Source organism: Mycetocola sp. Y171, from assembly GCF_056713165.1.
The window spans coordinates 1916437-1933680 of sequence record NZ_JBWYGX010000001.1 but is presented as its reverse complement, the minus strand read 5'-3'; the positions used below and the strand labels follow the sequence as shown (position 1 = coordinate 1933680).

Sequence of the window (17244 nt, the reverse complement as noted above, 5' to 3'; positions counted from 1 at the left end):
CTCCCCGTCCGCACCCTGATCCGGGTGCGGCGGGGAGCTCGCTGGCGTATCGGTCAGGCGTCTCTCCGCTTCATCAGGATGGCCCCTGCTGCCAGGGAGGCGACGACCCAGCCGAGGACGACGGTCAGCTGCTGCCAGGGCTCGAGGCCGCCGGGGACATCCGATTCTAGGCCGAGCAGGCCGAGGCCCGCATCGGAGAGGAGGTAGGGGATGAGGTCGTGCGCCCAGTCGGCGGGGATCAGCTGGAGCACGGTCGGCAGGATGAGGATGATGCCGAGCACGACGGCGATGCCGCCGGCCGAGCTCCTCACGATCGTCCCGACACCGAGGGCGAACAGGGCGACGAGGCTCAGGTACAGCGCGCCACCGACGATGGCGCGGAGGACGTCCGGATCCGTGATCGGAGCCGACACGCCGCTCGCCGCGAGGATGGGGCTGGCGACCAGGTAACTGCCGACCGTGGCGACGAGCCCGACGACGAATGTGCTCACGAAGAGAACGGCGCTCTTCGCCCAGAGAACGGGGAGCCTCCGGGGGACGGCGCTGAACGTCGACCGGATCATTCCGGTTCCGTACTCGCCGGAGATGAGCAGCACACCGAGCACGGCAACGATGAGTTGCCCGAGAACCACCGGGAATGAACTCACCTGTGAGATGAAGCCGACCTGCGCCTCGTCGGGAATCGCGACGCCCGTCTCAGGGGCCAGGGTGGCCGCCATGAGGGCGGCGAGCCCGAGCGACAGAAGGACGAGTACGGCGTACGACCAGACGGTCGACCGCAGGCTGATCAATTTGATCCATTCGGACCGAAGGATGCCGGCGGCGCTGAGCCGGATGCGGGGATCGGAGGCCGCGGAATCCGTCGACCGGTCGAGAAGCTGGGCAGTCATCGTGAAACCTCCGTGGGAAATGCGGCGGCGCCGGTGCGGTATTCGACGTCGTCCTGTGTCAGTTGCATGTAGGCCTCTTCGAGGGAGGCGGTGATCGGGGTGAGTTCGTGCAGCGGGATACCGCTGCGAGCGGCCAGCTCGCCGATGGCGGCTGCGTCCACTCCGACGACGTCGAGCAGGTTCTGCTCGACCTGGCTGATGGTGACGTCCTGGTGGGCGAGAGCGGTCACGAGCTCGGATGCCCGTGGGCTCCGCACCCTGACGGTGCTGATGGCAGCACCGTCGACGATGGCGCCGACGGGCGCGTCTGCGATCACCCTGCCCTTCCCCAGGACGATGATGTGGTCGGCGGTCAGCGCCATCTCGCTCATCAGGTGGCTGGAGAGCAGGACCGTCCGACCTTCTGCGGCGAGGCCACGGACGAGCGAACGGACCCAGCGGACGCCCTCGGGGTCGAGCCCGTTCACGGGTTCGTCGAGGATGAGGGTCTGCGGGTCGCCGAGCAGCGCTGCGGCGATGCCCAGCCGCTGGCCCATGCCGAGTGAAAAGCCACCTACGCGCTTCCTGGCAACCGATCCGAGTCCGGTGAGGTCGATGACCTCGTCGACGCGACGCTTGCCGATCCCGGAGGTCGCGGCCATGGCGAGCAGGTGCGAGTAGGCGCTGCGGCCGGTGTGCACGGCTTTGGCGTCGAGGAGGATCCCGACTTCGTGCAGCGGCGACCGGTGGTCGCGGTAGTTCCGCCCGTTCACGGTCACGTGGCCGGCCGTCGGACGGTCGAGTCCGACGATCATTCGCATGGTCGTGGACTTGCCAGCGCCGTTCGGGCCGAGGAAGCCGGTGACGGCCCCAGGTCGGACGGTGAAGGTGATGTCGTTGACGGCCGTCTTGGGGCCGTATGTCTTGGTCAGGGAGTGTGCTTCGATCATGCTCCGAGGTTACGGACGGCGCGTACCGCCCGGCATCGGCCGCGAGGCCGGTTTCCGGGATCCAGGGTCGTACCCTGGTACCGCTTCTGCGCGGACCACCTACAACCGTGAGCCCTCGACCGCGAATGTGTCGCAGGAAGCAGCGCCGTTCTCGTAGCCGGCCGTGAACCAGCGCTGGCGCTGTTCGCTCGACCCGTGGGTCCACGCCTCCGAGTTCACGCCCTGCCCTGAACCCTGCTGGATCCGGTCGTCGCCGACGGCGGCAGCGGCGTCGAGCGCGTCGGCGACTTGCTCCCTTGTCGGCACCTCGAGGAAGTTCGCCCCCTCGGCATCCTCCGTCTCCGACGCCGCAGCCACCCACGCGCCGGCGAAGCAGTCCGCCTGCAGTTCGATGCGGACCGAGTCAGAGTCAGGGCCGGTCCCGCTGCGGTCGGCGGAATCCATGACCCCTGAGATGTTCTGGATGTGATGACCCCACTCGTGGGCGGCGATGTACATCTGCGCGAGCGTTCCGCCCGTGGTGTCGAACGGCGGCTGGCGGAGCTGCTGGAAGAAGCTCGTGTCGATGTAGATGGTCTGGTCGGGCGGGCAGTAGAACGGCCCTGTGGCGCTCGACGCGGCGCCACAACCGGTGGTCGTCGATGCGTCGAACAAAATGAACTCCGGGGTGGCGTATTCGTTGCTCGCGACCGTCGGATAGGCGTCGACCCAGTAGTCCTCGATCGACGCCGCCGCACCCTTCATCAGGCAGTCGACGCTCTCGTTGGCATCCTCACCGGTCTTGCATTCGGCGATGGCCTCATCGCTGGCCGCAGGGCCAGGCTGTGCCCCTCCCCCGACGAGTCCTCCGAGGTCGACTCCGGTCAGCTGCGAGATGACGAACACGACGATCACTCCGACGATGCCGACTCCGCCGCCGACGGCGACACCGCGGCCCCTGCGTTTGACGTTGCCACCGGAGATGTCTGAATCAGGATTGAAGGTCACGAGCCACAACCTATCCCCACCCGGCAGGGCTCAGCCAGCGCCTTGCGCAGCCGCCCGCCCTGTGGCTAGGAGGCGAAACGGTCGGTCGCCTCGATCAGGGCGTCGAGGATTCCCGGCTCATCGAAGGCGTGGCCGGCATCCGGGACCATCTTCAGTTCGGCTTCCGGAAGGGCTTGTGCGAGCGCCCACGCGGTCATCGGCGGGGTGCAGATGTCGTATCGCCCCTGGACGAGAACGGTGGGGATGCCGCTGAGCCTGCCGGCATCCCGGATCAGCTGACCGTCCTCCCACCAGCCGCCGTTCATGAAGTAGTGGTTCTCGATCCTGGCGAACGCCACCGCATACGCCGGCTCGGTGAACCGGGCGATGGTCTCAGCGCTGGGCAGGAGGGTGATCGTCGATGACTCCCAGCGCGACCAGGCGACGGCGGCCGGCCCGTGCACGGCGGGGTCCGGGTCGTTCAGCAGCGTCGAGTACGCGCGGACGAGGTGGCCCCGCTCGTCCTCGGGCACCGGAGCAAGGAAACCTTCCCAGAGGTCCGGGAACAGGGCCGATGCTCCGCCCTCGTAGAACCAGTCGAGTTCGACCTTGCGGAGGGTGAAGATCCCGCGGAGAACGAGCTCGGTCACGCGATCGGTGTGGGTCTCGGCGTAGGCCAGGGCCAGTGCGCTGCCCCACGACCCTCCGAACACCTGCCACCGATCGATGCCGAGGTGCTCCCGGAGTCTTTCGATGTCGGCGACGAGGTGCCAGGTCGTGTTCGCTCTGAGGTCGGCGTCCGGCGCACTGGCGTGCGGCGTGCTGAGGCCGCAGCCGCGCTGGTCGAACAGGACGATGCGGTACTTCGCCGGGTCGAACAGGCGGCGGTGGGCCGGAGTGGTTCCTCCGCCCGGGCCGCCGTGGAGGAACACGACAGGCTTGCCATCAGGATTGCCGCTCGTCTCCCAGTAGACGGACTGCCCGTCTCCGACGTCGAGATGGCCGGAGTCGAACGGATCGATTTCGGGGTACATGCTGCGCATGAATAGACCGTATCGCGGACCGTTCCGCACGGCACCTGCCGCGCGTATGCTGTGCGCATCGGAACCGAGGAGGCTTGCCATGACCGCACCGACGACCGCGACGGTGACACTGACAGGGGCGGGAGGACAGATCGGCTACGCACTGCTGTTCCGGATCGCGTCCGGCCAGCTGCTCGGGCCGGAAACACGCATCCGGCTGAACCTCCTCGAGATCCCCGCCGGGCTCGCGGCCGCCGAAGGAGCCGCCCTCGAATTGCAGGATTCCGCGTTCCCCCTTCTCGACGCCGTCACGGTCACCGACAGTGCGGCGACCGCTTTCGACGGTGCCAACGTCGCCCTCCTTGTCGGATCGCGGCCGCGGGGTCCAGGCATGGAACGCGCAGACCTTCTGGCGGCGAACGGCGCGATCTTCGGGCCGCAGGGCGCCGCGATCAACCGAGGAGCGGCATCCGACATCCGGGTCGCGGTCGTCGGCAACCCGGCGAATACCAACGCATTCATCGCCGCGGCCCACGCGCCGGATGTACCTCGAGAACGGTTCACCGCTCTCACCAGGCTCGACCACAACCGTGCCGTCGGGCTTCTCGCGGAGAAGATCGGCGCCGAGGCGGGGGACCTCGACCGGTTGACGATCTGGGGGAATCACTCGGCGACGCAGTACCCGGATCTGTCGCACGCCACCGCGGCCGGCCGTCCGGTCAGCGAGCTCGTGGACGACGGGTGGGTCCGTGACGACTTCATCCCGCGCGTCGCCAACCGGGGCGCTGAGATCATCGACGTCCGCGGGTCGAGTTCGGTGGGCTCGGCGGCCAGCGCGACGATCGACCACGTCCACGACTGGGTCACAGGGCAGCGCAGCTCCTGGACGAGCGTCGCCCTGTCCTCTGACGGCAGCTACGGTGTCCCCGCAGGTCTGATCTCCTCGTTCCCTGTCGAGAGCGTCGACGGGGCCTGGCGTATCGTCCAGGACCTGGAGATCGACCCGTTCTCCCGGGAGCGCATCGACGCATCCGTCGAGGAACTTGCCACAGAACGCGATCAGGTGCAATCGCTCGGGCTGGTTTAGGGGATGATGCCCGATCGGGCGTAGCGTTGCCGGATGGACTATCGCTACCTCGGAAACTCAGGCCTCAAAATCACGGAGATCACCTACGGGAACTGGCTCACCCACGGCTCGCAGGTCGAGAACGATGCCGCCCGCGAGTGCGTGGCTGCCGCCCTCGACAGCGGCATCACCACGTTCGACACGGCGGACGCCTACGCCAACACCGCCGCGGAGACGGTGCTCGGTGAGGCGCTCGCCTCAGAGCGTCGTGAATCGCTCGAGATCTTCACGAAGGTCTACTGGCCGACCGGCCCGATGGGCGCCAACGATTCCGGCCTCAGCCGAAAGCACATCATGGAATCGATCAACGGGTCGCTCTCTCGCCTCGGCACCGACTACGTCGACCTCTACCAGGCACACCGCTACGACGCCGAGACCCCGCTCGAGGAGACCATGCAGGCCTTCGCCGACGTGGTCAGGCAGGGCAAGGCGCTCTACATCGGCGTGTCCGAGTGGGACGCCGACCAGTTGCGTCGCGGCTCCGCCCTCGCGAAGGACCTGGGTATCTCGCTCATCTCCAACCAGCCGCAGTACTCGATGCTCTGGCGGGTCATCGAAGAGGAAGTCGTCCCGGCGTCGAAAGAGCTCGGCATCTCGCAGATCGTCTGGTCTCCCGTTGCGCAGGGTGTCCTCACCGGAAAGTACCTCCCGGGCCAGCCACTCCCGGCAGGCAGCAGGGCCACGGACGACAAGGGCGGCGCCGACGCCGTCAAACGGTTCCTCACAGACGATGTGCTCACCGCCGTGCAGGAGCTCAAGCCGATCGCCGACGAACAGGACCTCACGCTCGCGCAGCTCGCGATCGCGTGGGTGCTGTCGAACGAGAACGTGGCCTCGGCCATCATCGGCGCATCCCGCCCCGACCAGGTCCGCGACAACGTGAAGGCTGCAGGCGTTTCGCTCTCGTCTGACACGCTCGCCCGAATCGACGCCGTGCTCGGTTCGCTCCCCGAAACAGACCCCCGCAAGACGGTGTCGCCTGAACAGCGTCCGTCCTGATCCATCCGAAAGGCATCCTGATGAGCCGAATTGTGATCATCGGCGGGCATGGCTCGATCGCCCGCCTGCTGACCGAACTGCTGGTGGAGCGCGACGACGAGGTCGTCAGTGTCTTCCGCAACCCCGCCCACAGCGCCGAGATCGAGGCGCTGGGGGCGGAGTCCGTCGTCTGCGACATCGAGGCGGCATCCGCATCTGACCTCGTGCCTGCTCTGACCGGAGCGGATGCCGTCGTGTTCGCCGCAGGGGCTGGTCCCGGTTCCGGTGCCGCCCGCAAGCGCACGGTCGACTACGACGGCTCGGTGAAGGCGGCGGAAGCGGCCGAGAACGCCGGAGTCCCCCGGTTCGTCCAGATCTCGGCGATCGGCGTCGACGAGGATGTCGAGCCGAGCACAGACGAAGTGTGGAACGCCTACGTCGAAGCCAAGCGGGACGCGGACGCCGCCCTCAGGCGATCGAGCCTGGCCTGGACGATCCTCCGCCCCGGTGCCCTGACCGATGACGAGCCGACCGGTCTCGTCACCCTCGCGGCCGACACCCCTCGCGGCTCCATCCCTCGTGCGGACGTCGCGGCCGTTATCGCGGCTGTACTCAGCTTCCCCGACACGGCCGGACACTCCTGGGACGTCGTTTCCGGCGAGTCCCCCATCCCGGCAGCGGTCGCGGCGGCCGTCTCCGCCGACTGATCGGTCCGGAACGGTCGTTCCATCCTGCGATCGGTCCCGAACGGTCGCTCAGCACACGTCTGAGCGACCGTTCGGGACCGACCAGCGCGGTGGTTCCGCTACGCCCGCGCGACGAACGCGAGGATGCCGTCGAGAACACGGGCGAGCCCGAATTCGAACGCGAGCGCTGGGTTGCTCGCCGCCTGGTACTCGTCGCCGAAGGCCTGGCCGACACGGCCGGCGATGGGGTACTGGGCACCGTCCATCACCTTCTCCAGCACGGGAGCATTGATCTCCCACCATTCGGCGTCGCTCATCCCCGATCGGCGTACGGTGAGCTCAGCATCCCTCGCCGCACGAGCGGCGCTCGACACGAATCCGGCGATGAGGGTGACGACCTGATCCATGTCGATGTCGCCGATTCCGATTCCCTCGACAGCTGAGAGTTCCCACTCGTAGCGGTCGGACACGTGGGGACCGAGCCACGGCCTCGACGTGTCGACCTGCAGCAGCCACGGATGCCGTCTGTACTCGTCCCAGAGGTGGCGTGCGACGGCATCCAGTCGACTCCGCAGGTCGCCGTCGAGCGGCGGATGTGGCACCTCACCGATCACCTCGTCGACCATGAGGCCGATCAACTCTTCCCTGCCGGGCACGTAGGTGTAGAGGGACATCACCCCGATGCCGAGCCGCTCGGCCACTTTCCGCATCGAAAATGCGTCGAGTCCTTCTTCGTCGGCCAGCCCGATTCCGCACGCGATGACCGCATCGACCGTCGTCTTCTGCTTGGGACCTCTCGAGCCCGCCTGCTCGCCGAGTTTGTGGCGCCAGAGCAGGGCGAGCGTGCGATCCGGGTCGCCTGCGCCTGTCGGTCCGTTGGTGGCCATGAGCCCTAGTCTACGTACTTCGTATGGTGTACGCTGATTTTTCACACAACTCCGTACAAAGTACGAAATTAAGGAGAACCGTGTCCGATTCCCACTCACTCACAGCGGAGGGGCTCCGCAAACGCTACGGCGACGTGGACGCCCTCGCGGGCTTCGACCTCGCGATCAGCGCCGGATCGATCCACGGCCTGCTCGGTCCGAACGGAGCAGGCAAGAGCACAGCGGTACGCGCCTTCACCACGCTCATCGACGTCGACGCGGGCGAGGCGCGCGTCGCAGGGCACGACCTGCGGAGCGAAGGTGCGCTGGTCAGGAGAAGCATCGGGCTCGTCGGCCAGTCCCCGGCCGTCGACGAGATCCTCGGCGGACGCCAGAACCTCGTGATGTTCGGCCGGTTGTTCGGCCTGCGCGCCCCTGCGGCGCGCGAGCGTGCAGACCAGCTCCTGGCCCAGTTCGATCTCGCTGATGCCGCAGAGCGGCCGGTGTCCGGCTATTCGGGCGGAATGCGGCGCCGACTCGACATCGCGGCCAGCCTCATCCTCACCCCGGCCATCCTGTTCCTCGACGAACCGACGACCGGGCTCGATCCCCGCGGACGCAACGAGGTCTGGCAGGCCGTGCGGCGGATCGCTGCCGGAGGAACCACGGTGCTGCTGACGACGCAGTACCTCGACGAGGCGGACCAGCTCGCGGACACGATCTCGGTGATGAACGCAGGACGCGTTGTCGAGACCGGGACGCCGGACGAGCTGAAGTCCCGGCTGGGCGCCGACCGGATCGTCGTGACCGTCGCCGAGACCGGAGACCTGGCGCACGCTGCCTCCTCGATCGGATTCGGTTCCGATCCGGTCCTCGATACCGAGTCCCGCACACTGACGGTCGAGTCGCCGACAGGAACGACCGGACTCCTCGCCGCCATACGTGCGCTGGATGCCGCCGGCGTCGACATCGATGACGTCGCGCTCCGGCGTCCGACCCTCGATGAAGTCTTCCTGACGATCACCGCGAAGGAGAATTCCCGATGACCACCACCGCCCCCCTCCGCTCGTCCATTCTGCGCAACGCCTGGATCCTGACCCAGCGCGAGCTGATGCACTGGGTGAGGCAGCCGGCCCTGCCGATCTTCGGCCTGCTGTTCTCGGTCATGCTCCTGCTGATGTTCGCCTTCCTCTTCGGGGGCGCCATCGAGGTGCCCGGCGGTGGCGATTACATCAACTTCCTGCTCCCCGGCATGTTCACTCTCACGATGCTGTTCGGTCTCGAGGGCACGCTTCAGGCGATGTCGACGGATGCTGCAAAAGGCATCACCGACCGGTTCCGGTCGATGCCGATCGGCAGCTCGGCGGTCGCGCTGGGCAGGAGTGGCGCGGACATGGCGTCGTCCATCCTCAACCTGGCCGTCCTGCTCGTCGGTGGCGCGCTCATCGGCTGGCGGATCACCACCGACCTGGCCTCGGCATCCGTCGCCGTCCTCCTGCTCCTGTGGCTGCGCTTCTCGCTGCTCTGGATCGGCATCTTCCTCGGCCTCATCTTCAAGAGCCCTGCGGCGACGATGGCCGTTCAGGTGCTCGTCTGGCCGATCGGATTCCTGTCGAACATCTTCGTCTCGCCCGAGACGATGCCCGGGTGGCTGGGTGCCGTCGCGGCGTGGAATCCGATCTCGGCGACGGCGACGGCCACGAGGCAGTTGTTCGGCAACCCGACCGGCGTGACGTCGGGCTGGATGGCCGACAGTGCGCTGCTGCTTGCCGTTGCGTGGCCGCTCGTGATCACGCTCGTGTTCCTGCCGCTGTCCGCTCGCGCCTACCGCAGGCTGCGCCGGTAGGCATCGATCGGGCCGAAAGGGTCGTTCGACCGCCGCCGGAACGACCCCTTTTCGGCCCGATCGACCCGCCACAGACGACGGCGGCGGCTCCCTTCCGGGAACCGCCGCCGACAGGTGGTCTGCTACTTCGACTTCTTCTTCGGGTGGTTCAGCGCGTCGAACGACGACTTCGCTGATTTCTCATCGACGGGGGCCTTGCCAGAGGCGCGGAGATCGGCGAAGTATGCGGCTGCCTCCTCCTGGCGCTCGGCCTCGATACCCGAGGCGATCGGCGCCCTGAGGTGGTCCTGCGTGTAACCGAACGCGTCAGCGAGATCCACGGCGTGCGGGCGCAGGCGTGCGAGCAGCCGGTCGATGTACGCGGTGACGGCTTGTGCGCGCTGAGCGGACAGCCTGCCGTTGATGAGGTACCAGGCCACGTGCTTCTCGATCAGCCCGAGGCCGAAGAGGTCGCGCAGCCAGGTGAGGACGGTCTTCGTCGTCGGGTCGGACACCGTTGCGAGCGCCTCGGTGAACGCCTCCCACTGCAGCAGTTCGGCGTGCGCGATCGCTGCTTCGATGAGCTCGTTCTGGTTGTCGTTGAACAGGGCAGCTGCCTCGACCTTCGACAGCTTGCTCGCCGAACGGAGACGCCCGGCGATCGCGGCGATCATGCTCTCCACACGGTCGGTGAGCAGCTCACGCTGGTTCTCCTCCGTCTGCAGGTGCCCGACCGAACGCGCCGTCGATCCGAAGTCGGCCACAGTCTGGGCGAGGGAACGCAGTCCGGTGCCGTGGACGACCTTGCCCCTGGCCTGCTCAGCCGCGAACCGGGCGAGCGTCGTCGCATCCGCGCCCTTGAACCGCTTGCCGTAGTCGCCGAGGAGGCGTTTGCCCACGAGCTGGAGGAGCACGTTGTTGTCGCCCTCGAACGTGACGTAGACGTCGAGGTCGGCGCGGAGGCTGGTCAGCCTGTTGCCGACCATGAACCCGGCCCCTCCACAGGCCTCACGAGCCTCCTGCAGCGTCTCGAGCACGTGCCATGTGGAGAGCGACTTGAGCGCAGCGGCCAGGGTCTCGAGGTCCTGGCGGTCGTCTTCGGTGTCGCGCTTCCCGCTGAAGACGCCGTCGAACTTCACCAGCAGCTGGTCGTGGGCGAAGTAGGTGGCGTATGTCGTTGCGAGCTTCGGCAGCAGGCGACGCTGGTGACGCTGGTAGTCGAGGATCACTTCTTCCTGCACGTCGCTGGCCGCGTTGAACTGGCGACGCTGGCTGCCGTACGTGATCGCGATCTGCAGGGCGACGGCGGATGCAGCGGCGGCCGCTCCGTCGAGGGACACGCGCCCCTGGACGAGAGTGCCGAGCATGGTGAAGAAGCGGCGCCCCGGGCTGGAGATCGGTGACGTGTATGTGCCGTCCGCGGCGACGTCGCCGTAGCGGTTGAGCAGGTTCGTGCGCGGGATCCGCACGTCGGTGAAGTGGAGCTTGCCATTGTCGATGCCGTTGAGGCCGCCCTTGATGCCGTCGTCCTCGCCTCCGATTCCCGGGAGGAAGTTGCCCTCGTCGTCGCGGATCGGAACATAGAAGCAGTGCACACCGTGGTTCACGCCGTTGGTGATGAGCTGGGCGAACAGGGTGGCCGCCTTGCCGTGGACACCGGCGTTGCCGAGGTAGTCCTTCCAGGCAGCACGGAACGGGGTGTCGATGACGAACTCTTCGGTGTCGGGGTCGTAGGTGGCCGTCGTCGCGATCGAGGCGACATCCGAACCGTGGCCGATCTCGGTCATGGCAAACGCGCCGGGCACGTCGAGGCTCATGATGCCTGGCAGGAACTTCTCGTGGTGCTCCCTCGTGCCGAGGTGGAGGACGGCGGAGCCGAACAGGCCCCACTGCACGCCCGACTTGATCTGGAGCGACGGGTCGGCCGTGACGAGCTCCTCGAAACCGGCGATGTTGCCGCCGTGGTCTTCCATGCCACCGAGGTGCTTCGGGAACGCGCGGTGGACCTGGCCGTTTTCGACGAGGAGCTTGAGCTGGCCGAAGACGGTATCGCGGTGTTCGGTGAGGGTCTGCCCCTCGATCCGGTGGAATTCGGGGCGGGCGGTGAGCCGTCGGGCTGCACTGCGCGCGTCCGGCCAGGAGCCGAGGAGCTTCGCACTGAGCTCGGCCACGTCGATCCTGCCCGCCTCTGCGGCCCGGGTCGCCTCATCGGTGACAGCCTCGCTGTCATTTGTTGCCGGCCGGATTGATGTGTCAACCATGGGAGTTCCTTTGTCTTTCATCGCTGAAGTACGTCTTCCTCCACGGTACGAGCGTTCGTGCACGGCGTGAAATACCCCGTCATTGGGCTACAAACCGGAGGGCGCAGCCGCGCGACCCGGCTGAGGAAAGCTACAGTCAGGGGGCACTATTTACAGACAGTCTCCACAAACCGTTCGTCGCCCTCGACGACGGAAGGAATTGCGGCGCTCGCGCGGTGCCGTTCACCGGGATAACAGCGTATGGTCGAGGGAACGCAGCCGGCATGGCTGGCAGGTCATAAGGAGTCACGGATGCCCAGTAAGTCACCTCAGAAGAACTCTGCGAAGAAGGAACCAGCGAAGTCGCTGAAGGAGAAGCGGGCCGACAAGAAGGCCAAGGGCGAGGACAAAGCCCGCAAGGGCTGACCCTCAGCAGATTTTCGACGCTGCGCCGACCTCAGGGTCGGCGCAGCGTTTCTGTCTCAGCCTGTGTCACCTGTGGCATCTCAGCCGGCCGCGACGACGCCGATGAGGGCGTCGCCATAGCTGGCGCGCTTCTTCTCGCCGATGCCGCTGATCCCGGCGAGGTCGTCCACCGATCGCGGTCGTGCCGTCGCAATGGCACGGAGCGTCGCATCGCCGAAGACGATGTACGCGGGAACGCCCTGCTCCTTCGCCTCGGCCGCACGCCAGGCGCGGAGCGCTTCGAACAGCCCGGCGTCTGCCGGAGCAAGATCGGCGACCGCCGCCCGCCTCGCCGCACCGACCGAGGCCCGGCGCTCCGGCTCGTTCCGCATCGGCACCGTGAGCTCACCGGAGAGCACAGCGGCGCTGCCGTCGGTGAGGCCGAGCGTGCCGTATTCGCCTCTCGTGGCCAGGAGACGTTTGGCGAGCAACTGCCGCACGACACCGCGCCACTGCTGCTCGCTGAGGTCGGCGCCGATCCCCCAGGTCGCGATAGTGTCGTGGGTCCACTGCGTGGTACGAGCGGTCGTCTTGCCCCTGAGGATGTCGATGAGGTGCCCGGCGCCGAACTCCTGGTTGCGTTCCCGCTTGAGCCGCACGACGGTCGAGAGAAGCTTCTGCGCCGGGACGGTGCCGTCCCAGACCTCAGGGGGGTCGAGGCAGGTGTCGCAGTTCCCGCAGGGGTCTGACGGCTGGCCGAAGTAGCTGAGCAGGTTTCGCCTGCGGCACTCGACGGTCTCGCACAACGCGAGCATGGCGTCGAGGTGCGCAGCCATCCGCCTGCGGTGCGCGAGGTCGCCTGGGGAGTCATCGATCATCCGTCGCAACTGCACGACGTCCTGCAGCCCGTAGGCCAGCCAGGCCACGGAGGGTTCTCCGTCGCGCCCGGCACGACCGGTCTCCTGGTAGTAGCCCTCCACGCTCTTGGGCAGATCGATGTGCGCCACGAACCTGACGTCCGGTTTGTCGATGCCCATGCCGAACGCGATGGTCGCGACGATGACGATGCCGTCTTCGCGGAGGAAACGGGACTGGGTCGCCTGGCGCACTGCCCCGTCGAGCCCGGCGTGGTACGGCAGGGCGTTGATACCGTTCGCCTGCAGGTGCGCCGCCGTCTTCTCCACCGTGTTGCGGCTGAGCGCGTAGACGATCCCGGCCTGGCCCTTGCCCTCTTTGGTGATGAAATCGACGAGCTGCTTGCGGGGCTCGTTCTTCGGCACGATCCGGTACTGGATGTTGGGGCGATCGAAGCTGGCGACGAAGTGCCTGGCGTTCTGCAGGTGCAGCCGCCTCGTGATCTCGTCGTGCGTGACATCCGTCGCTGTCGCGGTCAGCGCGATACGCGGGACGTCCGGCCAGCGTTCGGCGAGGTCTCCGAGGCTCAGGTAGTCGGGGCGGAAATCATGACCCCACTGGGACACACAGTGTGCCTCATCGATGGCGAAGAGAGCGATCGTGCCGTTGGCGAGGAACCGCTTGGTCGATTCGGAGTTCAGCCGCTCGGGGGCGACATAAAGGAGGTCGAGTTCGCCGGCGAGGTAGGCACGCTCGACGCGGTCGCGCTCGGCTGGTGACTGCGTCGAATTGAGGAAGGCCGCGTTCACGCCGACGGCCAGCAACGCGTCGACCTGGTCCTGCATGAGGGCGATCAGCGGCGAGACGACGACGCCAGTGCCCTCGCGGACGATGGATGGCACCTGGTAACAGAGACTCTTGCCCCCGCCTGTCGGCATCAGGACGACCGCGTCGCCCCCTGAGACGACCTGGTCGACGATGGCCTGCTGGTCGCCGCGGAACGAGTCGAATCCGAAGACGCGGTGCAGGACCTCGCCCGCCGTCGGACGGACGGTCGTCGAAGCGATCGCGGTGGGGCTGTCGGTCGGGGCGGTTGTCACCTGACGAACGATAGCCTGAGCCCCCGACAACGGGCTAATCCGGTTGCGGGCCGAATCCGCGGAGTCGACGGTGGCACCCGGGATCGCCGTGAGTTCCCGGCGGGACGACTCGGCCGTCCCGCCGGGGTGATCAGGATCCGGCGGGCGGGTCGGTCGGGTCGGTGCCGGTCTGCTCGGTGCCGGTCTGTTCGGTGCCTGCCTGCTCCGTGCCGGCCTGCTCCGTTGACCGGCCGCGGGTACGGACGACGACGAGCACGATGACCGCGGCGAGGAGGAGCACGCCGAGCGCGGCCCCGATCCAGAGGATGTCGGATGCTGCGGCTGCGGTGTCCTCCTGGTCTGCCGACGGCGCCGTGGTGGCGGTGTCGGTGGGGACCACAGGTGCCGCGGTTTCCGGCGCCGGGGTCTCGGAAGCCGGAGGTGTCACGCCGCAGCTCGGGGCGTCTGCGAAACCCTCACTGAGCTCCTGGCCGTCTGCCGGCTGCCAGGTGAACGTGTAGTCCCCGGTGATCGGGTGTCCGTCGGTGGAGACGACGCCCCAGTACACGGTGTATTCCCCGGCTTCGCCGAGTTCGGCCGGCATGGTCACGCTTGCGCCTTCGACGGTCGCGCAACCGTCACCGTAGTACAGCCCCGCCTCGCCAGGGCCACGCACCTGGATGAACGTGGTCGGGCTGTCCGCTCCCGAGTCGAGAAGAACATCGCTCGTGGTGATCACGAAGGTGCCGACCTGCTCGGTGACGACGGACCCTGCAACGGGGCTGGAGGAGACGAGGGCGTTGTGCGCCTGGGCGGGCGCGAGGCCGAGCATCGCAACCATGGCGATGCCGGCGATGCCGCCGAGACCGATCAGTCGACGGAGTCTCATGAGTTCTGGCCTTTCGACGGGGTGACGGAAGCGGTACGACGCCGCGAGACGACGGCGAAGATGATCCCGGCCGCTCCGACGACCAGTCCGGCAAGGCCGAGGCCACGGGCGACGAGGTCAGGCTCCGACTGTACCGGGGCGGCCGCTTCGGTGCTGCTCGCGACCAGGTCGGCGCCTGTGACGGTGTCGTCTGCGGCTTCGGCGGCGGTCACAGCGACGGTCGGCGCAGGGTGCTCGAGCTCGTGCGGGTCCTGTCCGTCCTCAGCGAGTTCGCTCCAGTCCGTCTCTCCGACCTCGCAGCTCTGCAGCACGGGGAAGGCGATCTCCGTGCCGTCCGCGTCCTCAGGCAGGGTGACCTGGAGGGTGAGGGTGTCGCGGTACCCGTCTGCAAGCGGCGTCTTCGCGGTGTAGACGACCTGCCCGACACGCTGGACGAGGGAAGTGCCGTGGGCATCCGTGATCGGCTCGGCCAGGTCGACCATGATCTTCTCGACAGTCCAGTTGGGGTTGACGTTCGGAGTGACCGAGACGAAGTCCTCGGGGATGGTGAAGGTGAGTGCGGTTGTCGGCGACCCGTCGCAGCCGTGCCCGACGCCGAACGTCAGCTGGCTTGTCGACCCCGCTGCCGTACTCGTGGGGGTGACGTTGACGTGGGCGATCGCAGCGAGCGGAGCGCCGACGGCCAGGGCGGCGCCGGCGAGGACGCCGACGGCGATCGGGACGGAACGGGTCGGGTGGAAGGCGGAACGGCGGGTGGTCTGAGACATGGGAAGTCCTTTAGCAGGTAAGAAAGAGTCGGACGGCCGGGCGCGCGAAAGGCAGCCCTGACCGGGGAACGCTGGATGCCGCTGGGAACGGGGCCGCTCAGGCGAAGCAGGCGACCGTGCGGCCCCCGGCTGGCGGACCACGCCTGCGCACCGACGACGCCAGCGAGGCGGTCGTCCGCGAGGGAATCGGGAGCCAGGCAGGCGCGGCGGATGCCGGGGCCAGAACGGGCGTGACCGTGAGTGCGCCGATGAGGGCGCGGATCGTCAGGAGAAGCGTGTCCGCGATGGCGAGGAATGCCCGCTCTCCGTGACGCAGCGCGAGGATGGTGACGAGCGCGGCCGCCGCGTGCCCCAGCCACATGACGGAGCCGACGGAGCCGTGGACGTGAGCGGCGGCATCCGTCGTGAGGGTGACCATGCCATGGTGGCCATGCGATGAGGCGGCCGATCCGACGGTGGCGGGCACGAGGGTGAAGAGGGCGTGGAATCCGGCCTGGCTGATGATGACGGAGGCGGCGAGCCTGAGCGGCGTCACCCGGCCGGAGAGGGCGATGCAGACGAAGACCGCGAGAACGGATGCCGCGGCGAGCGCCATCACGCTGGGGGCCTGCGATGCGGCGACACCGTGGGAGAAAGCAGCGGCGAACGTGGACACGGCGGCGGCGAGTACCCCGCGTGTCACTCGTGCGTGTCTGGCCTGCATGGTCGTCTCCCTGTCGATTCAACTCTACTTCGGAGCCGACGGCTGTCCGGTTTCCTCCGTGACTCAGCACTACGCTCGACAGCATGCTCACGGCCATCATCGGACTCACCGGCGCGCTCATTTTCGGGGCGGCAGACTTCCTCGGCGGACTGGCCTCCAAGCGCATCAGCCCGATCCGCGTGACGGCCGTCGCCGCGGCATCCGGGCTCGCCGGCCTCCTGCTCGTGCTCGCCTTCGGCTTCGGGACCTGGTCGCTGGAGGCCGCGCTGTGGGGAGCACTCTCCGGAGTGACCGGCGCCCTCGCCATCTCGCTCCTCTATGCCTGCCTCGCCATCGGGCCGATGAGCATCCTCTCGCCTCTCACAGCGGTCGTCTCGGCGATCGTTCCGATGACATGGGGACTTCTCGGAGGGGAACGCCTCGGCCTCGTCGGCTACCTTGCTCTCGGACTGGCTCTCGTCGCCGTGGTTCTCGTCGGGTTCGTTCCGGAGAAGGGCGCGGTGCGGCCGAGCCTCACGGGCATCCTGATGGCCGTTGGATCGGGAGCGATGATCGGCGCGTTCATGATCCTCATCGCCCAGACGCCGGACGACTCGGGCGTCGTCCCCCTCGTTCTGAACCGGGCCGTCAGCGCCACCCTCATGTTCACAACGGTCTTCGTGCTCTGGCTCGTCGGCCGGCACGCCGCCAGTACCCGCGTGAAGGAAACGGTCGAACAGGATGCTGCGCAGGTGCTGCACCAGGCGACTCCGCACGACGCGGCACCGAGCACCACAGGGTGGCGGCCGGGGCTGACCCTTGCGATCGCCTGCGGACTCGTCGACGCTTTCGCGAACATGCTGCTGCTCATCGGCATCCGATTGGGTGACCTCAGCGTGATGAGTGTGCTGACCGCGATGTACCCTGCTGGCACGATCCTGCTCGCCGCCGTCGTTCTGAAGGAGCGGATCGCGCCCGTGCAGTGGGTCGGGCTCGCTCTCGCCCTCGTCGCAGCCGGGCTGCTGGCCGTGCCGTGATC

16 protein-coding genes are annotated in these 17244 nt (G+C 67.7%); 6 read left to right on the top strand and 10 right to left on the bottom strand.

What is annotated here, in order from left to right:
- Positions 1 to 53: 53 nt before the first annotated feature.
- The 4 genes from AC1M2K_RS09320 to pip form a co-directional block, all read right to left on the bottom strand.
- A complete protein-coding gene (locus AC1M2K_RS09320) occupies positions 54 to 890 on the bottom strand; it encodes an ABC transporter permease (RefSeq protein WP_480240754.1) in 837 nt (278 codons plus the stop codon).
- Positions 887 to 1819 (bottom strand): ABC transporter ATP-binding protein, encoded by a 933-nt coding sequence (locus AC1M2K_RS09315; RefSeq protein ID WP_480240753.1) that lies wholly within the window; start codon positions 1817 to 1819, stop codon positions 887 to 889. The genes AC1M2K_RS09320 and AC1M2K_RS09315 overlap by 4 nt, the downstream gene beginning before the upstream one ends.
- 99 nt (positions 1820 to 1918) lie before the next feature.
- Positions 1919 to 2806 (bottom strand): KPN_02809 family neutral zinc metallopeptidase, encoded by an 888-nt coding sequence (gene ypfJ, locus AC1M2K_RS09310; RefSeq protein WP_480240752.1) that lies wholly within the window; start codon positions 2804 to 2806, stop codon positions 1919 to 1921.
- Positions 2807 to 2871: 65 nt separating this feature from the next.
- Positions 2872 to 3828, bottom strand: a complete 957-nt coding sequence (pip, locus tag AC1M2K_RS09305; protein ID WP_480240751.1) for a prolyl aminopeptidase — start codon at positions 3826 to 3828, stop codon at positions 2872 to 2874.
- A gap of 79 nt (positions 3829 to 3907) precedes the next feature.
- Between pip and AC1M2K_RS09300 the strand changes: the two genes are divergently transcribed.
- From AC1M2K_RS09300 to AC1M2K_RS09290, 3 genes are read left to right on the top strand one after another with little or no spacing between them, the layout of a single operon-like run.
- Entirely contained in the window at positions 3908 to 4894 is a 987-nt protein-coding gene (locus tag AC1M2K_RS09300) for a malate dehydrogenase (protein ID WP_480240750.1), read from the top strand.
- Positions 4895 to 4927: 33 nt separating this feature from the next.
- Positions 4928 to 5932, top strand: coding sequence for an aldo/keto reductase family protein (locus tag AC1M2K_RS09295; protein WP_480239017.1), 1005 nt, complete (start codon positions 4928 to 4930; stop codon positions 5930 to 5932).
- Positions 5933 to 5952: 20 nt separating this feature from the next.
- A complete protein-coding gene (locus tag AC1M2K_RS09290; RefSeq protein WP_480240749.1) occupies positions 5953 to 6618 on the top strand; it encodes an SDR family oxidoreductase in 666 nt (221 codons plus the stop codon).
- Positions 6619 to 6716: 98 nt separating this feature from the next.
- On the opposite strand, the gene AC1M2K_RS09285 is transcribed toward AC1M2K_RS09290, so the two are convergent.
- Positions 6717 to 7484 (bottom strand): TetR/AcrR family transcriptional regulator, encoded by a 768-nt coding sequence (locus tag AC1M2K_RS09285; protein ID WP_480240748.1) that lies wholly within the window; start codon positions 7482 to 7484, stop codon positions 6717 to 6719.
- 80 nt (positions 7485 to 7564) lie between these two features.
- On the opposite strand from AC1M2K_RS09285, the gene AC1M2K_RS09280 reads away from it, so the two are divergent.
- Positions 7565 to 8509, top strand: a complete 945-nt coding sequence (locus AC1M2K_RS09280; RefSeq protein ID WP_480240747.1) for an ATP-binding cassette domain-containing protein — start codon at positions 7565 to 7567, stop codon at positions 8507 to 8509.
- Complete coding sequence (locus AC1M2K_RS09275; protein WP_480240746.1) at positions 8506 to 9309, top strand: ABC transporter permease; 804 nt, start codon at positions 8506 to 8508, stop codon at positions 9307 to 9309. The genes AC1M2K_RS09280 and AC1M2K_RS09275 overlap by 4 nt, the downstream gene beginning before the upstream one ends.
- A 122-nt stretch (positions 9310 to 9431) precedes the next feature.
- Here AC1M2K_RS09275 and AC1M2K_RS09270 read toward each other — a convergent pair whose 3' ends face one another.
- The 5 genes from AC1M2K_RS09270 to AC1M2K_RS09250 form a co-directional block, all read right to left on the bottom strand.
- On the bottom strand, positions 9432 to 11549 hold the full coding sequence (locus tag AC1M2K_RS09270) for an acyl-CoA dehydrogenase family protein (protein ID WP_480240745.1): 2118 nt from the start codon (positions 11547 to 11549) through the stop codon (positions 9432 to 9434).
- Positions 11550 to 12034: 485 nt separating this feature from the next.
- Entirely contained in the window at positions 12035 to 13888 is a 1854-nt protein-coding gene (recQ, locus tag AC1M2K_RS09265; RefSeq protein ID WP_480240744.1) for a DNA helicase RecQ, read from the bottom strand.
- A gap of 130 nt (positions 13889 to 14018) precedes the next feature.
- The gene (locus AC1M2K_RS09260; RefSeq protein WP_480240743.1) at positions 14019 to 14756 is read right to left on the bottom strand and encodes a copper resistance CopC family protein; all 738 of its coding nucleotides are present in this window, start codon (positions 14754 to 14756) and stop codon (positions 14019 to 14021) included.
- Positions 14753 to 15523 carry a YcnI family copper-binding membrane protein gene (locus tag AC1M2K_RS09255; protein ID WP_480240742.1) on the bottom strand — a complete coding sequence of 257 codons (771 nt, stop codon included), beginning with the start codon at positions 15521 to 15523 and terminating at the stop codon, positions 14753 to 14755. The genes AC1M2K_RS09260 and AC1M2K_RS09255 overlap by 4 nt, the downstream gene beginning before the upstream one ends.
- A 97-nt stretch (positions 15524 to 15620) precedes the next feature.
- The gene (locus tag AC1M2K_RS09250; RefSeq protein WP_480240741.1) at positions 15621 to 16226 is read right to left on the bottom strand and encodes a hypothetical protein; all 606 of its coding nucleotides are present in this window, start codon (positions 16224 to 16226) and stop codon (positions 15621 to 15623) included.
- An 83-nt stretch (positions 16227 to 16309) separates the two neighbouring features.
- Here AC1M2K_RS09250 and AC1M2K_RS09245 point away from each other — a divergent pair, with 83 nt between their 5' ends.
- Positions 16310 to 17242, top strand: coding sequence for an EamA family transporter (locus AC1M2K_RS09245; protein WP_480240740.1), 933 nt, complete (start codon positions 16310 to 16312; stop codon positions 17240 to 17242).
- Positions 17243 to 17244 lie beyond the last annotated feature (2 nt).